Origin of the sequence: Rothia aeria (assembly GCF_016726365.1) — a bacterium.
In the GTDB taxonomy this organism is placed as follows: Bacteria; Actinomycetota; Actinomycetes; order Actinomycetales; family Micrococcaceae; genus Rothia; species Rothia aeria.
Genome location: NZ_CP068102.1, coordinates 782,585 through 798,980 on the forward strand (window position 1 = coordinate 782,585; position 16,396 = coordinate 798,980).

General features: G+C 56.8%; 16 protein-coding genes and 1 riboswitch. Of the genes, 8 read left to right on the plus strand and 8 right to left on the minus strand.

From position 1 onward, the window contains the following. Positions 1 to 56 precede the first annotated feature (56 nt). Entirely contained in the window at positions 57 to 269 is a 213-nt protein-coding gene (locus tag I6I94_RS03275; RefSeq protein WP_006888225.1) for an RNA-binding S4 domain-containing protein, read from the plus strand. A gap of 94 nt (positions 270 to 363) precedes the next feature. Here I6I94_RS03275 and I6I94_RS03280 read toward each other — a convergent pair whose 3' ends face one another. The 4 genes from I6I94_RS03280 to I6I94_RS03295 all read right to left on the minus strand — a co-directional run bounded on the left by I6I94_RS03280 (position 364) and on the right by I6I94_RS03295 (position 4,933). Further along, positions 364 to 1,128: an alpha/beta hydrolase gene (locus tag I6I94_RS03280; protein WP_128087574.1), complete on the minus strand. Its 765-nt coding sequence runs from the start codon at positions 1,126 to 1,128 to the stop codon at positions 364 to 366. A gap of 182 nt (positions 1,129 to 1,310) precedes the next feature. Then, on the minus strand, positions 1,311 to 2,114 hold the full coding sequence (locus I6I94_RS03285; RefSeq protein ID WP_128087573.1) for a MerR family transcriptional regulator: 804 nt from the start codon (positions 2,112 to 2,114) through the stop codon (positions 1,311 to 1,313). A 148-nt stretch (positions 2,115 to 2,262) separates the two neighbouring features. After that, positions 2,263 to 3,495, minus strand: a complete 1,233-nt coding sequence (gene metX / locus I6I94_RS03290) for a homoserine O-acetyltransferase MetX (RefSeq protein WP_128087572.1) — start codon at positions 3,493 to 3,495, stop codon at positions 2,263 to 2,265. Positions 3,496 to 3,586: 91 nt separating this feature from the next. Next, positions 3,587 to 4,933 carry a bifunctional o-acetylhomoserine/o-acetylserine sulfhydrylase gene (locus tag I6I94_RS03295; protein WP_126854015.1) on the minus strand — a complete coding sequence of 449 codons (1,347 nt, stop codon included), beginning with the start codon at positions 4,931 to 4,933 and terminating at the stop codon, positions 3,587 to 3,589. Between the two features lie 111 nt (positions 4,934 to 5,044). Further along, a riboswitch (SAM riboswitch) is annotated at positions 5,045 to 5,157 on the minus strand. Positions 5,158 to 5,737: 580 nt separating this feature from the next. Here I6I94_RS03295 and I6I94_RS03300 point away from each other — a divergent pair. The 5 genes from I6I94_RS03300 (at position 5,738) to I6I94_RS03320 (ending at position 9,239) form a co-directional block, all read left to right on the plus strand. Beyond that, complete coding sequence (locus I6I94_RS03300) at positions 5,738 to 6,739, plus strand: ABC transporter ATP-binding protein (protein WP_201620870.1); 1,002 nt, start codon at positions 5,738 to 5,740, stop codon at positions 6,737 to 6,739. Positions 6,740 to 6,756: 17 nt separating this feature from the next. Then, positions 6,757 to 7,506 (plus strand): hypothetical protein, encoded by a 750-nt coding sequence (locus I6I94_RS03305; protein WP_236588920.1) that lies wholly within the window; start codon positions 6,757 to 6,759, stop codon positions 7,504 to 7,506. A 9-nt stretch (positions 7,507 to 7,515) separates the two neighbouring features. After that, positions 7,516 to 8,310 carry an ABC transporter gene (locus I6I94_RS03310; RefSeq protein WP_128087570.1) on the plus strand — a complete coding sequence of 265 codons (795 nt, stop codon included), beginning with the start codon at positions 7,516 to 7,518 and terminating at the stop codon, positions 8,308 to 8,310. Positions 8,311 to 8,451: 141 nt separating this feature from the next. Next, a complete protein-coding gene (locus tag I6I94_RS03315) occupies positions 8,452 to 8,772 on the plus strand; it encodes an ArsR/SmtB family transcription factor (RefSeq protein WP_006888256.1) in 321 nt (106 codons plus the stop codon). Continuing rightward, entirely contained in the window at positions 8,769 to 9,239 is a 471-nt protein-coding gene (locus I6I94_RS03320) for an SRPBCC domain-containing protein (protein ID WP_128087569.1), read from the plus strand. Before I6I94_RS03315 ends, I6I94_RS03320 begins: the two co-directional genes overlap by 4 nt. A gap of 135 nt (positions 9,240 to 9,374) precedes the next feature. Here the strand turns inward: I6I94_RS03320 and I6I94_RS03325 are convergent, their stop codons facing one another. The 3 genes from I6I94_RS03325 to I6I94_RS03335 form a co-directional block, all read right to left on the minus strand. Next, complete coding sequence (locus tag I6I94_RS03325; protein ID WP_023133871.1) at positions 9,375 to 9,803, minus strand: hypothetical protein; 429 nt, start codon at positions 9,801 to 9,803, stop codon at positions 9,375 to 9,377. Between the two features lie 128 nt (positions 9,804 to 9,931). Beyond that, on the minus strand, positions 9,932 to 10,678 hold the full coding sequence (locus I6I94_RS03330; protein WP_236588921.1) for an SDR family NAD(P)-dependent oxidoreductase: 747 nt from the start codon (positions 10,676 to 10,678) through the stop codon (positions 9,932 to 9,934). Positions 10,679 to 10,961: 283 nt separating this feature from the next. Further along, positions 10,962 to 11,552 (minus strand): TetR/AcrR family transcriptional regulator, encoded by a 591-nt coding sequence (locus tag I6I94_RS03335; protein ID WP_128087568.1) that lies wholly within the window; start codon positions 11,550 to 11,552, stop codon positions 10,962 to 10,964. Positions 11,553 to 11,662: 110 nt separating this feature from the next. On the opposite strand from I6I94_RS03335, the gene I6I94_RS03340 reads away from it, so the two are divergent. Continuing rightward, complete coding sequence (locus I6I94_RS03340) at positions 11,663 to 12,076, plus strand: VOC family protein (protein ID WP_037237778.1); 414 nt, start codon at positions 11,663 to 11,665, stop codon at positions 12,074 to 12,076. A 145-nt stretch (positions 12,077 to 12,221) separates the two neighbouring features. Further along, the gene (locus I6I94_RS03345; protein WP_128087567.1) at positions 12,222 to 14,423 is read left to right on the plus strand and encodes a S9 family peptidase; all 2,202 of its coding nucleotides are present in this window, start codon (positions 12,222 to 12,224) and stop codon (positions 14,421 to 14,423) included. A 248-nt stretch (positions 14,424 to 14,671) separates the two neighbouring features. Here I6I94_RS03345 and I6I94_RS03350 read toward each other — a convergent pair whose 3' ends face one another. After that, positions 14,672 to 16,306 (minus strand): ATP-binding cassette domain-containing protein, encoded by a 1,635-nt coding sequence (locus tag I6I94_RS03350; RefSeq protein WP_236588922.1) that lies wholly within the window; start codon positions 16,304 to 16,306, stop codon positions 14,672 to 14,674. Positions 16,307 to 16,396 lie beyond the last annotated feature (90 nt).

The window sequence follows — 16,396 nt, forward strand, 5'->3', positions numbered from 1 at the left end:
GTATCATTGCGTACCCGTCTTGCCGTGTAGTTTCTGGGCGCCGATACACTGGTGACATGGAGAAAATCTATATTCGTGACGAGATGATTCGTCTGGGACAGTTTTTGAAGCTGGCTAATCTGGTCGAAGACGGTGCGCAGGCGCGCGAGGTGATCCAGCATGGGCTGGTGAAGGTCAATGGGCAGATTGAGGAGGCGCGGGGCAAACAGCTGCATCCGGGCGATACGGTGAGTTTCAACGGGGTGAGCGTGCAGGTGGCTCGGGACTAGGGTCCCGCCCTCTCTCCCCTTAAAGCATCTTGGGTTGTATAACGCACCTTCCGGCGGTGCGTTATACAACCCAAGATGCGTTATTCAGGTTCTTTTAGTCAGCAGACTCTTGCTCTGACACCCCAGCATTATCTGCGGCATCCGCAACCTTCTCGGCACGGATGCGCGGCGCGTTTCCCAGCACCTTCACGTCGATGAACTCGCCCACATGGCGAATTTCCAGGGCGCTTACCCCGTGCCCGGCACCCGCATACAGAACTTTGATGCCGTCAGTGTACGCGCGAATCCACTCGTAGGTGTAATCCACGAAAGGCTGAGGAATAATAGGGTCTTCCTGGTCCCTGCCGAAGAAAACGGGCAGCTCGGTGGCTTTGAGCTCGTCGTCCTTGAAGTAAGGAGAGTCTGATTCGACCGCATACCCGGAGAGCCCCACCAGTGCAGCAAATTTTCCTGGGCGATGCCGCACCATAGAAGTCGCCACCGCCATGCCTTGCGAGAACCCCACCAGAGAGACTGAAGCATAGTGTGATTCGTGCTGCTCAACCCATTCCAGCACGTAGTCGCTGGCCTGTTCTATGGTCCGCACATCCGCGTTGAGCTGCTGATCCAGCGGGTACCACTGGTAACCTATGGCCTCGTCGGGAATGTGCGCGCCGGTTGCGTCCGCCGAAAACTGGGTGCCTACCGGCTGCGGGGCGCGCATCCCCGCGTAGGTGATGCCCTCCTGCGGCAGATGTTCAGCCAGCGACAGCAGGTCTTTCTCATGCGAACCGTACCCGTGCAGCAGAAGCACCAGGTGGGTTCCGGCGCGTTCATCCTCGGGCCGGGAATATTCGACAATGTACGTATTTTCGCTCATACACCCCATATTACCGATGTCGCCTCCTGCGGGTTTACACCATTGGGCGCACAAAAAGTGACTTTCCAGCCGAAAGCACATGCTGTCTTCCGTGCCGAAAAGTCACTTTCTGCGCACAATACTTTGTGGGTGAGCGCTGAGGCTCTGCTGAACGCATATGGGTGCTGCAGCTTCCCCAGGTACTACCCCCAGGTAACGGTTTCAGGGTTCACCCCATAAGCGCGGGCGTTCTCGGTAATAATGTCCCGCAGCCACTGGGCCAGCCCTTCAGCCAGTTTCTCGTAGTGCTCAGCGAAACGCGCATCCTCAACATAGCCGCGCGCCAGAATCACATGTTTTGCGGGGGTGACGTCGAAGTAAAACAGGGAGGCCCGGTGCCGGTCAGCCAGCGCGTTCGCCTCTGCACTGCCGGGCTTCACCCCTTGGGTGAACGCCTCAACAAGTGCGTGCTCAACATCGTCAAGGTTCTGTTTGGCGGCTGCCCAGTCGGCGCGGCTCATGGAGTCGGTGCGGCGCCGGTACTCCGCCCAGTCGTCGGTGTGCCCGTAGCGCTGCTGCGCCTCACGCTCATGCTCGGGGTTAAACGCCTCCCCCATAATTTCGGCCCTTTCGGCGGCCGTCAGCCGTTCATTGGTCGGTGCCATTGCATCCTCCAGCAGTTGATCCAGTGTTTGCAGCATGTGCTTGTAGCACCGTATTTTCTTGTGCAGCATTTCACGCTGGGTGAGTAGATGCTCCACGCTATTGCGAGCGCCTTCATTCATGATGGTGCGCACGGTGTCAAGGCTCATGCCGATGGCGCGGTACCCAAGGATCGCGGTGACCTTCTCGACGTCTCGATCATGGTAGTAGCGGTATCCGTTGACGGGGTCATGCTCGGGGGTGATCAGGCCCTTCTGCTCCCAATGGTGCAGGGTTCGCACGGTGATACCGTGCATTTTTGCGACCTCGCCCACGCTGTATTCTTGGGGTTTTTCTGCGTCCATGGTTTCACTGTAGGCCCTGACGTTGCGTGAGGGTCAAGCGGGTGCGGCAAAAATTCTGGCCCCACGAAGGTGAGGTTCTGCGACTTACTTTGCGTAATCGGGTGCAGCGCCTTGAGGTGTCGGCCGATGCGTGCCGTTTACGGGGTAGCTAGAGGGCGAGCGAGCTGGCTGCAGGTAGCGGCTCTTTATCGCCTATAGTGCTCAGGTTGGGTGGGGTGCTCTGCGGTTTCTCTCCCAAGGCGTGCGCGAGAATACGTTCTACCTGCGCCGCCTCAATCAGGAACCCGTCGTGCCCGTGCTCGGATTCAATGATTTGAACCTCAGCGGGTACGGGGAGGGAATCGGCCAGCAGCTGCGCCTCATGCGGGAAAAACAGCCGGTCGGAGTCTACAGCGGCAATGGTCCACTCGCAGTTGCTGAACGCCAGCGCGTGGGTGAGGCACCCGCGCCCGCGCGCAGCATCGTGGGAGATAAGCGCCTCATTCACGGCAAGGTAGCTGTTCGCGTCGAAACGTTCTATGAGCTTATCCCCGTGGTGGTCTAGGTAGCTTTCGACGGCGTACCGGCCGCGTGGGGCCCCGAGCGTGCCGCCGGTAACAGTTTCATGGGGGTTTTCGCTGCGCCCAAAACGATGCTCCAGTTCTGCGGGGCTGCGGTAGGTGGTGTGGGCGATACGCCGCGCAAGCGCCAGCCCTGCCGTGGGCGCGGGCCCGTCGTAGTAGTCGCCTGAGGCGAAATTAGCGTCGGATCGGATAGCCACGTTCTGGGTGTGCGCCCACGCGATCTGTTCGGCGGTGGCGGCTGGCCCGGAGGCGATCACTGCGCATCCGCGCACCAGGTGCGGGTAGGTGGCTGCCCATTCGAGGGCGCGGGCCCCGCCGAGTGAGCCGCCAATCACGTAACGGAAACTGGTGATTCCCAGGGTTTGAGCTAGTCGCGCCTCGGCGTGCACCGAGTCGCGGATGCTCACCTGTGGGAACGCTCCGCCCCACGGTTGCCCTTCACCGGGGTACCCGGCAGGGATGAGGCTGGCAGGCCCGGTTGAGCCGTAGCATCCGCCGAGGATATTGGGGGCGACCACATAGTATTTGTTGGTGTCTACCACGGCGCCGGGGCCAACGATGCCTTCCCACCAGCCGTCACGTTCAATTTCGGCGGCCACATCGGCGGGGGTGCCTTCGGGGGCGCTCCCGCGGGAGACGTGAGTGTCCCCGGTAAGGGCGTGCAGGATCAGGATGGCGTTGTCGCCGTCTTCGTTGAGGGTGCCCCAGGTTTCGTAGCTGATGCGCACCTCCGGCAGGGTGATGCCGTTCTCTAGGCGCAAATCACCAATGCTGTGGTGGCGCAGGATACCCTGGGCGGTCTCGGGGGTGCCGGTCATGGTTCTCCTTAGCGTTGCGGGCGGGGCGCCGGTGGGTGCAGCGGGGTTCGCCCCGCCCCGGCTGGTTCACGGGGCGGGGCTTGCGCCGTATCTACTGTTGCAGGGTTGCAAAGCCCAATTCTAGGTCTGCAATAATATCGTCAATATTCTCGATCCCTACGGCGAGGCGCACAAAGTTTTTACTCACACCGATTGCCTCTAGTTCTTCCTCGGAAAGCTGTGAGTGGGTGGTGGACGCGGGGTGAATAACGAGCGAGCGCACATCACCGATATTCGCCACATTGGAGTGCAGCTGCAGGGCGTCCACAAAGGTGCGGGTCTGTTCCAGGTCGGCGTCTTTAAGGGTGAATCCCACGACGGCACCCGGCCCCTTCGGCAGGTATTTCTGGGCTCGCTCGTACCAGGGTGAGGAAGGCAGACCGGCCCAAATTACTCGATCAACCAGCGGGTGTTCCTCCAGCCAGTTTGCGACCTTGGTGGCGTTCTCGATATGGCGTTCGATGCGCAGGGAAAGGGTCTCCAGCCCAATACCAATATTGAAGGCGTTAGTCGGAGAAATCGCGGCCCCGGTATCGCGCAGAAGAGAAACTCGCGCCTTGAGGATATAGGAGAGGTTCGCACCGAACGCGGAGTCTTTACCCAAATCACGTGCGTAGACTAGGCCGTGGTAGCTAGGTGCTGGTTCGTTGAATTTGGGGAATTTTTTAGGGTCTGCCCCGTAGTCGAAATTCCCGGAGTCTACGATAACGCCGCCAATGGAGGTGCCGTGCCCGCCCAGGTATTTCGTGGCGGAGTGCACCACCACGTCCGCGCCGAATTCGATGGGGCGCACCAGGTATGGGGTAGGTACGGTGTTATCGACGATCAGCGGCACACCTGCCTCGTGCGCAATCTGGGCGATGAGCTCAATGTCGAGCACATCGTTGCGGGGGTTGGGGACGGTTTCGCCGAAGAAGAGCTTGGTGTTGGGGCGCACCGCCTCACGCCACTGCTGCAAATCGTCCGGGTTCTCAATAAACGTGGTTTCAACGCCGAGGTCGGCAAGCGTGTATTTGAGGAGGTTATAGGTGCCACCGTAGATGGAGGGGGAGGCAACAATGTGGTCGCCCGCCCCAGCGATGTTCAGAATTGCGTAGGTGATGGCAGACTGTCCCGAAGCCACCAGCAGCGCTCCCACTCCCCCTTCAAGCGATGCGATGCGGTTCTCGATCACCTCTTGGGTGGGGTTGTTCAGGCGGGTGTAAATAGGCCCGAGCTCGGCGAGAGCAAAACGGTTAGCGGCCTGCTCCGCGTTCTCAAAAACGAACGAGGTGGTTTGGTAGATGGGTAACGCCCGTGCTCCCGTTGCGGCATCCGGTGCCTGCCCCGCGTGAATCTGGCGGGTCTCAAATTTCCAACCGGCAGGGTTGGCGGGAGTCGGGACGGTGTTGTTGCTCATGCGAGGCTCCTAGGTTTGTAACTATGGGGCCGCATGCCGATTTCGGTACAGAGTTCTTGTGTTTTCTTCTCTGCAAACGAAAAAACGATGTACCGGGTATCGGGCACATCGGTCCCGCGCTTGCGCTGCACTTGTGTGTAACGCCTGGTCCTCACCCAGGGCACCCCACCGCGGAGGAGGGTTGCCGACCAGCTAGCTGGGGCTTATCACTGGCTCTCATGACCTGCATCTAGAGTTTCACAGGAGGCGCGCGCGGTCAAGCGGGGTGCATGTTTTCGGCGCATTGTTGCAAAGATGACGTTTTGTGAATTGCTTTCCGAGCCAGCCTGTGTTTGAGAGCAACACCGGTACTTATGCGCGTGTGACCGTGCCTATGTTATACCTGAACCGCTCAAGCCATGCGCTCTGCCGTTAGCCGTCGCTAAATTACCATCAGTGTAGGCAATCGTGAGCCATGCTACACTGATGGAAACCTTGAATCTAGGAGTGATGAGGTATGACCTCCCGCTAAAGTCGCACCGGCTCGCGGAATGCCCACCCAGATGGTGGGCTCTAAAAATTTCAGAAATAACCCTGCTTTGGTTTGATACATTTCAGAAGCGCATAGTGAGCGCTTGGGACACCAAAGTTCTGAGGGTTTTATTGTTATACCTTCCGCACCTGCAGCCGGTGACTTGGGATTATTCAGACACTACGTAGTGCCTCTCTCACGACTATTCATCTCACCCGTCCCACGTATTGCAGGCGTGCGAACACCATGCTCAAGAGGCTTCGGGTGACTAAGCACCGCAAGGTTTTATCACAATGTCTACAATTCTTGACGCGGCGCAGTTATGCCGCACCTTTGGCAAAGGTGAACACGCTTTCACCGCTGTCGATAATGTTTCGCTTAGTATAAGCTCCGGCGAAATTCATGCTCTGCTCGGTCCCAACGGGGCGGGAAAAACAACAATTGTGCAGATGTGCGCAACACTGCTGACCCCCACGAGCGGTACTGTTCGCATCGACGGGGTGGATGCAATTGCGCACCCCCAGCGTGCGCGCGCATCCCTAGGGCTTGCGCTCGGCGGGGATACCGGGTTCTATCCGCGAGCATCCGCCCGCGATAATCTTCTCTTCTTCGCTGACCTTGCCGGGGTTAGCGCGCGCAAACGCCACACTCAGGTGGCGAGCGCTTTGGAACGGGTTGATCTTGCCGATGTCGCCGCGAAGAAGGTACAGGAGTTTTCCCGCGGCATGAAACAACGTCTGCACATCGGACGGGCGCTGCTGGGCGAGCCGAAACTGCTGCTTTTGGATGAGCCGACGAGCGGGCTTGACCCAGATATTTCGCTGACGATACGCCAGCTAATTCGCTCCCTCGCTGATGACGGCACCGCTATTTTACTCACGAGCCATCTGCTGGGCGAGATTGAGGAGTTAGCGCATCGAGTGACAGTCATCGGTGCCGGTCGTGTAGCGGTTTCGGGCACGGTGGCAGATGTTGCCACGCACGCCGGGATCTCCGCTACCACCGTTGGGCGTGTGGGCGCGAATGCCGGGCCGGTGCTTCAAGAACTTACCCGGTCTTTGGGCGATGCGGGAACAGTGTTACTGACCCCGCGCGGCAGCGAGTGGGAGATCACCGTGTACTGGAATGAACGTTCTGCTTCAGAAGGGCCGCGCCCCTTCAGCACCGAACACGCAGAGGCTCTACTGACCCGTATTCTCACTGAGCGTGAGGTTCAGATGCTCACACCGCTGTATACTCGCCCAGCCACCCTCGAAGAGGCATATCTAGCCATGGCGGAAGGACTGAAACGATGAACCGGCAGCTTCGCCTAATGTCCTTTTCCCTACGCCAATTCCTCACGGTTCCCTACTTCCTGCAGTTACTGCTGCTGAGCACCTTCGGAGCAACGGCCCTGCAGGCGCTCGCCGCCGGTGCCTGGCCAGTGGATGCGACCCTCGCCTGGACTCGCGCGGGCATTATCGGTACCTGGAACATGTGCATTGTTGCCGCCGGGATCCTCAACTTTGAGCGCTACCGGGGAACGTTCGTGTATCTGCTCAATGGTGCCGTGAACCCGCTGCGTGCGCTCGCAGCGGTGGTCTCGACTGCCTCCATTTTTGGGCTTGCCGCCCTTCCATTGGCCTGGGTTTTCTGGGCGCTGTGCACCTTCTCGGTAGATTTTACGGACTTTACTCAGGTGGGTGCACGCTATCTGGTGGGTCTTCCGCTGCTGTGGGTTTCGTGTCTGGCAGTGACCTTCGTGATTGCAGGGTTCTTTGTGGCGACCCCGAACGCTATCGCCTATGAGGAGCTGCTGCTCGTGCCGGTTTTCGTGGCTTCCGGGGTGCTTTTTACCGAGAGTTCCGCGCCTGTCTGGCTTGATGCGCTCGGCACGCTGATTCCGATTCAGGCACCCGTGAAGGTTCTGCTCGGGCAGATGCCTGTGAACTCATTCGGTGATTTTCTGGGCGTGGTACTGCAAACCTGTGTGGTCACAGCCTTCTGGATGCTCACGGGGTATCTGTTAGGCAGGCGAGCGCTGCGTGCGGCAACGGTGCATGGCACTCTGGGTGCAATCTAGGAGGCTGCGGTGTTTAAACGAACGAACTTTCTCTATCGTCTGAACAGTACCGCCAAGGTTGGGTGGTCTTCATCCATCACCTTCGCCACAGTTGGCACGGCGCTCAGTACCCTCGTGATCGTGCCGGGGCTGAGCGTGCTGTTCAGCGTTCTACTAGGACGTGATCTTTCCGCACCTGATCCTGTGCGGATCGCATGCACCTCTGCCCTGGCAAGCGTGGCACTCGGCGTGGCGGTTGGCGTTGTGGCACGCGCGGCGACCGACCGCTGGCTAGGAGTGTTCGAGCAGGTGTGCACGGCCCGACGGTTTGATGCGGCTTATTGGCTGGGAGTCTCTGCAATGCCCGTGCTTTTAGCTCTGATCACTGGCATCACGAACCTGGGTGTTGCAGCTGCCTATGCCGGTTTCGGTGGTTCCCTTGAAGGCAGCCTGTCCATGCTTGTGCGTTCTGTGACGCTCTTACCCCTGGCTCTCATGGCAGGCGTATGTCTGGGTGTTTTTGCCGCTGGGCTGGGACTGTATCTCTCCGACCCATATCTGGGAGGAACTATCTTAGGAGCGCTTCTGCCTATCAGTGCGGGCGTGATCGTGCCGGTAGATGCATACCCGGCGTGGCTGGCGGCATTGTGTACATTGGTTCCAGGCGGACGAACGATTGCTTTGGTGAGCGGCTCTTCTGAAATGGTGGATTCAACAGTTGTGACTGAGGTGCTAGTCTGCGTACTTTGGGCACTCGCGGGGCTTGTCCTAGTGCATGCCGCTGCGCGACGCATCCGCTCGGGTGCACGCACGAACCTACTCTGAGGCATTATGTCTCCCGCGAGCAGCGGATTTTTGGTCGAGAAGGTGATTTTCTCACCTTCTCGACCAAAAATCTGCTGCTTGTGCGTACCCGAAATAACCCCACCCTTGACAGGTGACTATATAGTCACGTATTCTCGTGTTATGGATGATGACGCAGTTTTCAAAGCTCTCGCAGACCCCACCCGCAGAAAATTGCTCGATAAGCTCTACACCACCGGCGGCCTCACCCAGGGACAGCTTGAAGAAGGTCTGGGAATGACTCGCTTCGGAGTGGCCAAGCATCTGCGCATCCTCGAAGAAGCAAACCTTGTGATCACACAGCGCTCAGGCCGCCAAAAGCTCCACTACCTCAACGCTGTGCCGATTCGCCGCATCCACGACCGTTGGATCGATAAATACACCGCCCACCAAAGTTCAGCACTTCTTGACCTGCAGAAGAATTTAGAGGAGGAAGAATCATGAGCACCGCCGATAACCCAAACACTCCCCCACGTCCCCAGAGGATTATCAGCTCGGTAATTATTCAAAACACCCCGCCGCAGCGCGTGTGGGAGGCGATCACCCAGCCCGAATTCACCTCCCAGTATTTCTTTGGCTCACGAGTTGAAGTCACCGAGGACGAGCCGGGTCGCCTGCGCTACCTTTCCCCAGATGGGAAGGAAGTTTGGGGAGACGGCGCGATTCTGGAGTCTGACCCACCGCGGCTTCTCGTCGTAGAGTGGCGCTCGCTTTATCTTCCCGATGCGGCACACGAACCGGCAAGCCGCGTTACCTGGCAGCTTGAGCCGTGGACGGATGGCGCCACGAAACTCACGGTCACCCACGACCGCCTAGAAGACTCTCCCGTTACGGCGCAGAATGTGGCCTCACCTCGCGGCTGGTCGTTTGTACTGGCAGGCCTCAAACGAGTTCTGGAAACTGGCGAATAAAACCCGTCATAACCCGCGAGCAGGTGGTTTTTAGTACGAGCAGGTAGGATTTTTCTACCTGCTCGGTCAAATCCTACCTGCTCGGGAGGGTATAGACACCGCGCACAGCTGGATACGCAAAAGTACTGAGAGATGCTAGAAAGCCTCAGGCGTCTGCCAGGAGATCGTGCGGGGAACATCCTCGAAAAAGAAGAAAGAAATATTAAATTCCGGCAGTTCCACCGTCACGGAACCAACCTCTGCCGCTATGCCCCGTTCTCTCAGCTGAGCCACGAGTTCTTCGGCAGAAAGCCCAGCCAGAGGCAGCCCCTCAAAAGAGAATTCATCGCCATCAGCCCATGAAATTTCAATCAGAGAAACAAGGTCGTCTTCTCCAAGTTGGCATGCGATACTACTATGTTCTGAGCCTTCAAGAGCGAGACGACTATGAAGTGTACGGATGCTCCTGTCTGTGCCCGGCAGATCGGTAACTACCATCCTCGGCTCCGGGAGTTTCTGCCCGTAGAATTCAATCTTCTGCCCTAGAGGAAAACCGGGAAAACCCTCGCGTTTAAAGTCGTACATGTGTGACTCCTCAAGATGTGTGCTTCTCACACCATAAAGTTTTGCCGCGAGCAGGTGGTTTTTGGTACGAGCAGGTAGGATTTTTCTACCTGCTCGGTCAAATCCTACCTGCTCGCGGGCGTCAGGATTTAGAGCTTATCGCCCATCGAGACGTCAATAATCTGCCCGGTAATTGTTTGCGATGCGTTCTGAGTCAGCAGACCAATTACTTCTGCGACATCCTCAGGCTGGGTAACCTTCTTCATCGCATTGCCGGATTTCACGAATTCGGCTGCCTCCGCATTATCGCGCAGCCAGGCGGCGTTAATATCGGTATCGACCACGCCAGGCGCCACAAGGTTCACCGTAATCCCCTGAGGTCCAAGCTCAACCGCCATATTACGCACCAGGTACTCCAGTGCAATCTTACTCATGCCGTAGCCCGTCATGGCAGGGAACGCGTAGCGAGTCAGCACCGACCCGGTGAAAATATAACGCCCGCCCGGTGCGCTCATAAGCGGCACCAGCCCGGCAGCAAGTTCGTAGGGGGCAACCGTATTGATCTGCAGCAGATTACGCAGAGCCTCTCCGTTGAGTTCCTGGAAGGTTCCCTGCGTGCCAACACCTGCGTTGAGCACAGCGACGTCGAGGGTATCCCCACCCAGCACATCCTTCACGTGAGTTAAGAGGGCAGAAACGGACTGCGGGTCTGAGAAATCAGCTTGTACAGGTGTTACTTTTACTCCGTGCTCGGATGCGGCAGCCTCTACCTCGCTGAAGTCCGGGTTCTCCGCGCGGTGCTGTGCAATCACGTGATACCCCAGCTGCGCTAGTCGAACCGCGGTGGCTTTACCAATACCGCGGCTTGCGCCGGTGACGAGAGCAATCTGTGCCATTTTTCCTCCTTGTATGAGCTGTGAAAGACGCTGAAAGTTCAGCATCACCTTTCAGCATAGTGAAACGAAAGTTGAGCTGTCTATCAAGGGGCACTGCACACATCCCCAGAATGGCATCGACAGATAAGCCGCTGCAGATTTCTATGTCCAGCGCAGGCATTGGCTCCACGGGGCTCGCCTGCTGCGGCAGACTGAATAGTGAATCGCACCATCATACTGCTGCACAAATCTGCTCTTTCAGATCAACTGACGCAATCTAGCAGAACGATCACGCAGGACACTTTCAAGCTGAAATCCGTAGCGATTCAAGAAGCCTCGTTAAGGTTTTCATCGTGTCTTCTAAAGCATCTGGGGAGTCGGTTTCGGCCAGCCACAGCGCTGCCTCATTCATCGCGCCAGAAAGCAGATGTGAAAGAGGCTCCACCGGCTGCTTTGCAATAATTTCCTGTTCCATAAGGGTCTTGAGGATGTCAGCCAAGAGCACCATTGAAGACGATTCATCGAGCGCCCGCCATTCATGCCACCCCAGAACGGCAGGCGCATCTACTAGCATGATCCGCCGCACATTTGGTTCTATTGATGCAAGAATAAAAGTTTTGCTGCCCTCTACTAACTCTTCCCAAGGGGTGGCGCACGACCGAGCTGCATCTTCAATCTGACGCCCTACATCCTGCTGCACCTCACAGACAACAGCACGGAATAGGTCTTTCTTATTTTTGAAATGATGATATAGAGCCCCTTTAGTGATACCAAGCGAAGAGACGATATCGTCTATCCGCACGCTGGTATAGCCATCACGAGCAAACCTTTGGCAAGCCTCGGTTACAAGCGCTGAGACAGTAGCTTCACGCTGGGCGGCACGCTGTCCTTCCACAGTTCTCCCCTTGTATTTTGACATACCCAAAGTATGCCAGATATTTTTAACATACTCAGAGTATGTGAAACTTTTTGGATCCTAATTACCCGTATATGTAGGAGGAATACATGAATTTCATCGACCGCTACCCCCTCATCGTTACCCCCATGAAAGACTCTTCCCGAGACTTCTGGACGTCTTATTTTGACTTCCAGATTATCTTTGACAGCTCGTGGTTTACTCTTCTTGCTTCTCAAGACGGAGCCACATCTATCGCGTTCATGACGCCCGATCATCCTTCTGCGCCTCCCGGCTCAGAAACTTTCACTGGAATTGGGATGTGTCTTGAGCTTGAAGTTCAAGACGCCACCGCCACCTATAACGATCTCAAAACTCAAGGACTCGACATAACCTATCCTCTAACCGATGAGCCGTATGGGCAGCGCCGTTTTGGGTTTTCGGACCCTTCAGGATTATGGGTAGATATTGTCGAACAGATCGAACCTGCCGCAGGATACTGGGATAAATATATGCTCCCCTAATCTCAAGGAAATCAGCCACACAGGCTGAGACAGCCCGACATGCGGGCTACCTCAATTCGGAGATTTCTAGGGCGATATGTGCGCTGCCTCGCTTACACTAGATAGCAAGCATATTTATCCAGGACTATTACGAGAAAAGAGCCCCATGAGCGACGCATCGAACACCACACCGGCAGAAGAAGTTCCCCTCGTCCCCGTCCCTAAAAAGGTTGAGCATATTCGTGAGTATCACGGTGATACTTTTATCGACCATTACGAGTGGATGCGCGATAAAGAAAATCAGGAAGTCCTCGACTACCTGAACGCGGAGGCAGACTACACCGCCGCCGTCACAGCGGATCAGCAGCCGCTACGCGAGCGCATCTTTGAGGAGATTAAGTCCCGCACCCTGCTGACGGATTTGACGGTTCCGAATCGCATCGGTGATTGGTGGTATTACAGCCGCATGGTTCCCGGCGGTCAGTACCCGATTTTCTACCGTTACCCTGCCCTGCATGAGGGCGACGAGGTGGTGCGCTACACTCCCCCGGTTATTAAGCCCGGCGAGCCGCTGGAAGGCGAATCGGTGGTGCTTGACTGTAACGAGTACGCCAAAGACATGGAGTTCTTCGCACTCGGCGTGTTCCAGCCTTCACGTAACGGTAAGCTCCTGAGCATTTCGGTTGATGAGAAAGGCGACGAACGTTACGAGCAGCGTTTCCTTAACCTGGAAACGGGCGAGTTCCTGCCTGATACCATCCCGAATATTAGCGGTGGGTCGTTCTTCATTAACCATGCGCAGCAGCTTGTGTACACTGTGCCGGACGATTCGTGGCGGCCCTACCGTGTGTATGTGCACGATATTGGGGCGGGTACCGAAGACCACCTGATCTATGAGGAAACTGACCCCACCATGTGGCTGGGCTCTGCGATGAGCGCCGACCGTTCATCCATTGTACTCTCCAGCGGCAACTCCGAGTTTACCGAGGTTAGCCTGGTGCCTATTGCCGAGCCGAAGAGCACGCCGCGCGTGATTATTCCGAGGGATGCGCGCATTGAGTACCAGGCGGAGCCGATCACGATTGCCGGTGAAACCCATCTGTTGATTCAGCACGACTATAAGGCACTGAACTCGGAGCTGGTGCTCGCCGATATGCCGCAGGACGGCGAATCTTTAGAGGAGTATTCGAAGCGTTGGGTTCCGGTGATTCGTCACAGCGAAAATGTTCGTCTTGAAGGGTTCACGCTCTCTGCGACCCACCTGGTGGTGACCGCCCGCGCGGATACGACCACACGCCTGTTCCTTGCCCCGCGGGAGCAGTTGCCCGTGCAGTGGCGCCGCAAGAAGCCCGCAGGCATCACGTTCATGGAGCCTGCCGGGTTCGATGAGGAACTGTACACCGCTGGCGTGCTGCGTGCCGAGAACTATTCCCCGGTTATCCGTATCGCCTACACCTCATTCCTAACTCCACGCCGTGTATACGATTACTTCCCCATGTCACAGACCCTGCTTCTGCGCCGCGAGACCCCGGTGCTTGGCGGTTATCAGCGTGAGGATTATCGCGCCTACCGTGACTGGGCACCCGCCGCCGATGGAACCCTCATCCCTATCTCGGTGATTCACCGCGCCGATCTTGACCTGACGCAGCCGCATCCGGTGCTTCAGTACGCTTACGGATCCTACGAAATTTCGATGGACCCCATGTTCTCCATCCCCACACTGTCGATTCTGGACCGCGGAGTGGTGTACGTGATTGCGCATATTCGCGGTGGCGGCGAGATGGGGCGCACCTGGTACCTCAACGGCAAGAAGCTTCACAAGAAGAACTCATTCACTGATTTTGTGGATGTCACCGATTACCTAGCGACCAAGCCGTGGGCGGATCCTGCGCGTATCGCCTGCTACGGTGGTTCCGCGGGCGGGCTGCTCATGGGTGCCGTGCTGAACCTGGCTCCTGAGAAATATGCGGTCTCAATAGCCCAGGTTCCCTTCGTGGATGCACTCACCACCATCCTTGACCCTGACCTGCCGCTTTCTGCTTTGGAATGGGAAGAATGGGGCAACCCCATTGAAGATAAGGAAGTGTACGAGTACATGAAGTCCTACACCCCCTACGAGAACATTCGCCCCGTGCGCTACCCCGCCATCGCGGCAGTAACCAGCTTGCACGATACACGCGTGTTCTATGTGGAGCCCGCCAAATGGATTGCAAAACTGCGCGAAACCATCGACCCATCATCCCCCACCCCACTGTTGAAGATCGACATGACCGGCGGACATGGAGGGGGCTCCGGGCGGTATACCCGCTGGCGTGAGATCGCGTGGGATTACGCCTTTATCCTGACAAACTTGGGGATTACCGAATAAGCGGGTATACCCTTCCGCACGCAGATTTGGTACCTCGCGCGCTCGGAATCTGCATGCTCCAGCCCGCTGGCGTGAGATCGCGTGGGATTACGCCTTCATCCTCACACACCTAGGGATTACCAAATAAGCGGGTATACCCTTCCGATGTGTCCTCTTCCTCGGGGCACAAAAAAAGGCTCTTTATTCGAATAAAGCGGCAAATAATACGCTTTATTCGAATAAAGAGCCTTTTTAGCAATTGGCTAGCACTAGGGATGCCCCACAAGCCCGCGTTCTAGGGCGGCCGCGTGCACATCATCCCAGGTTCCGGAGGCTACAAGCTCGCCGTCTTCCATGACAAGCACCTCATCGACCGCCGCCAAAACCTCGGGAACCGTACGGTGCGTAATGTAAACAAACCCTTCCATGCTCTCGAAAAGAGCACGCTCAACCCGTCCCGCCGTAGCGTGGTCCAGCCCAGTGGTGAGCTCATCCACAATGTAGAAAGAGCGTTCGTGCAGGAGCATACGCGCAAGCAAGATACGCTGTTTCTCCCCGCCGGAAAGCGACCTCAAATCGTCGCTCAGCATATAATCAAGACCCCTCACGGAAGCCCACTCGCCCAGACCTGCACGCTCACAAGCCCTGAGAATCTGCACATCCGGCACCGACGGATCGTACAGGCGAATATTTTCGCGCAGGCTATCGTGCAGCAGATGGCTGTCCTGCGCAAGCAGACCCAAGGAAGCGTGCATATCCTGTTCGGCAATCTCACGCAGATCGCGCACTTGCGCCGATTCGTGCACCTCAATAGTTCCGCTATATTCGGGGTGATTTCCAAAAAGAGGTTTGAAAAGCGTAGATTTGCCCGAGCCGGATGCGCCAATCACCAGATACTTTTTACCAGTCTCAAATATGAAACTCACACCATACCCCGCCGACTTTTCGCCCAACGGCTTGACGTCACGATAGGTAAATGCGTCCAGTGTGAGAGGCTCGCCCGGTCGGTCATCTTCCACAGCGGGTACTTCCGCATTAATCTTGCGGATAATCTCACGACCTGCATAATACTGGGTCAGCAAACCTGTAGACATAAACAGCGGCATGCAAATCATACCGGTCAGCTGGACAAAAGCGACCACCTCGCCCACGCTCGATAGCCCCGAGAGCACCAACGCCCCACCGGCAAGCCACGTCCCCAAATACAGAAGTTTCGTGAACATACTATTGACGGCGTCTACACGCTCCTGTGTGCGCTGATAGCTCCGCGCCGCCACGTACCATTCACTCAATTCTTCAGAAAAGCGTTTAGCCACGAATGAGTATGCGCCCAGGATCTTCCACCCCAAAGCGCTGCGGAGCGCATCACCGCTGATCTCATTCAACACGTCGGTCTGAGAGGCATAAGCTTTTGTCACGGCACCAATACGTTTTCGAGTCAACACCGGCATCAACCCCACCGGCAGGCTCAGCGCAAGAACGGCGCACGCCATGAACGGGTTCAGAATAAAAGCAGCCACAATGGCGAAGATAAGCTGCGCGGTGAGGTACCCGCCCCAGAAAATAACGTCAATATAGTTGGTTTTAATGCTTTCAAGCTGACTCGTGAACTGCGAAAAATAGTATTCGGAGCTCCTGCCCGTCAGCCGCGCTACGGGAGAAAGCCCGATGCGGCGGAACAGCTCTGCACGCAGATTATTCTGAATCTGCACCCCAGCAAGAGCGGCACGGTACTGGCGTACATAATGGAGAAACGCGTCAACAACAAGATATGTGGGCACAGCCGCAAGCATCCACGCAAAGAGGACGCGGTCATAAGATGTGACCGCATCAGTCAAGTATTTGATGATGACGCTCTCAAGAACCGAACTGGCCGACAAGATAAGGGTCAACGCTGTAAGCATGACAAGGGCTCTGGGTCTTAGGCTGCGCATAACCTTCATTGGTGTTCCTCTCCCTGCACCCACTATGTTGTTCATCACTACTTTACCGTA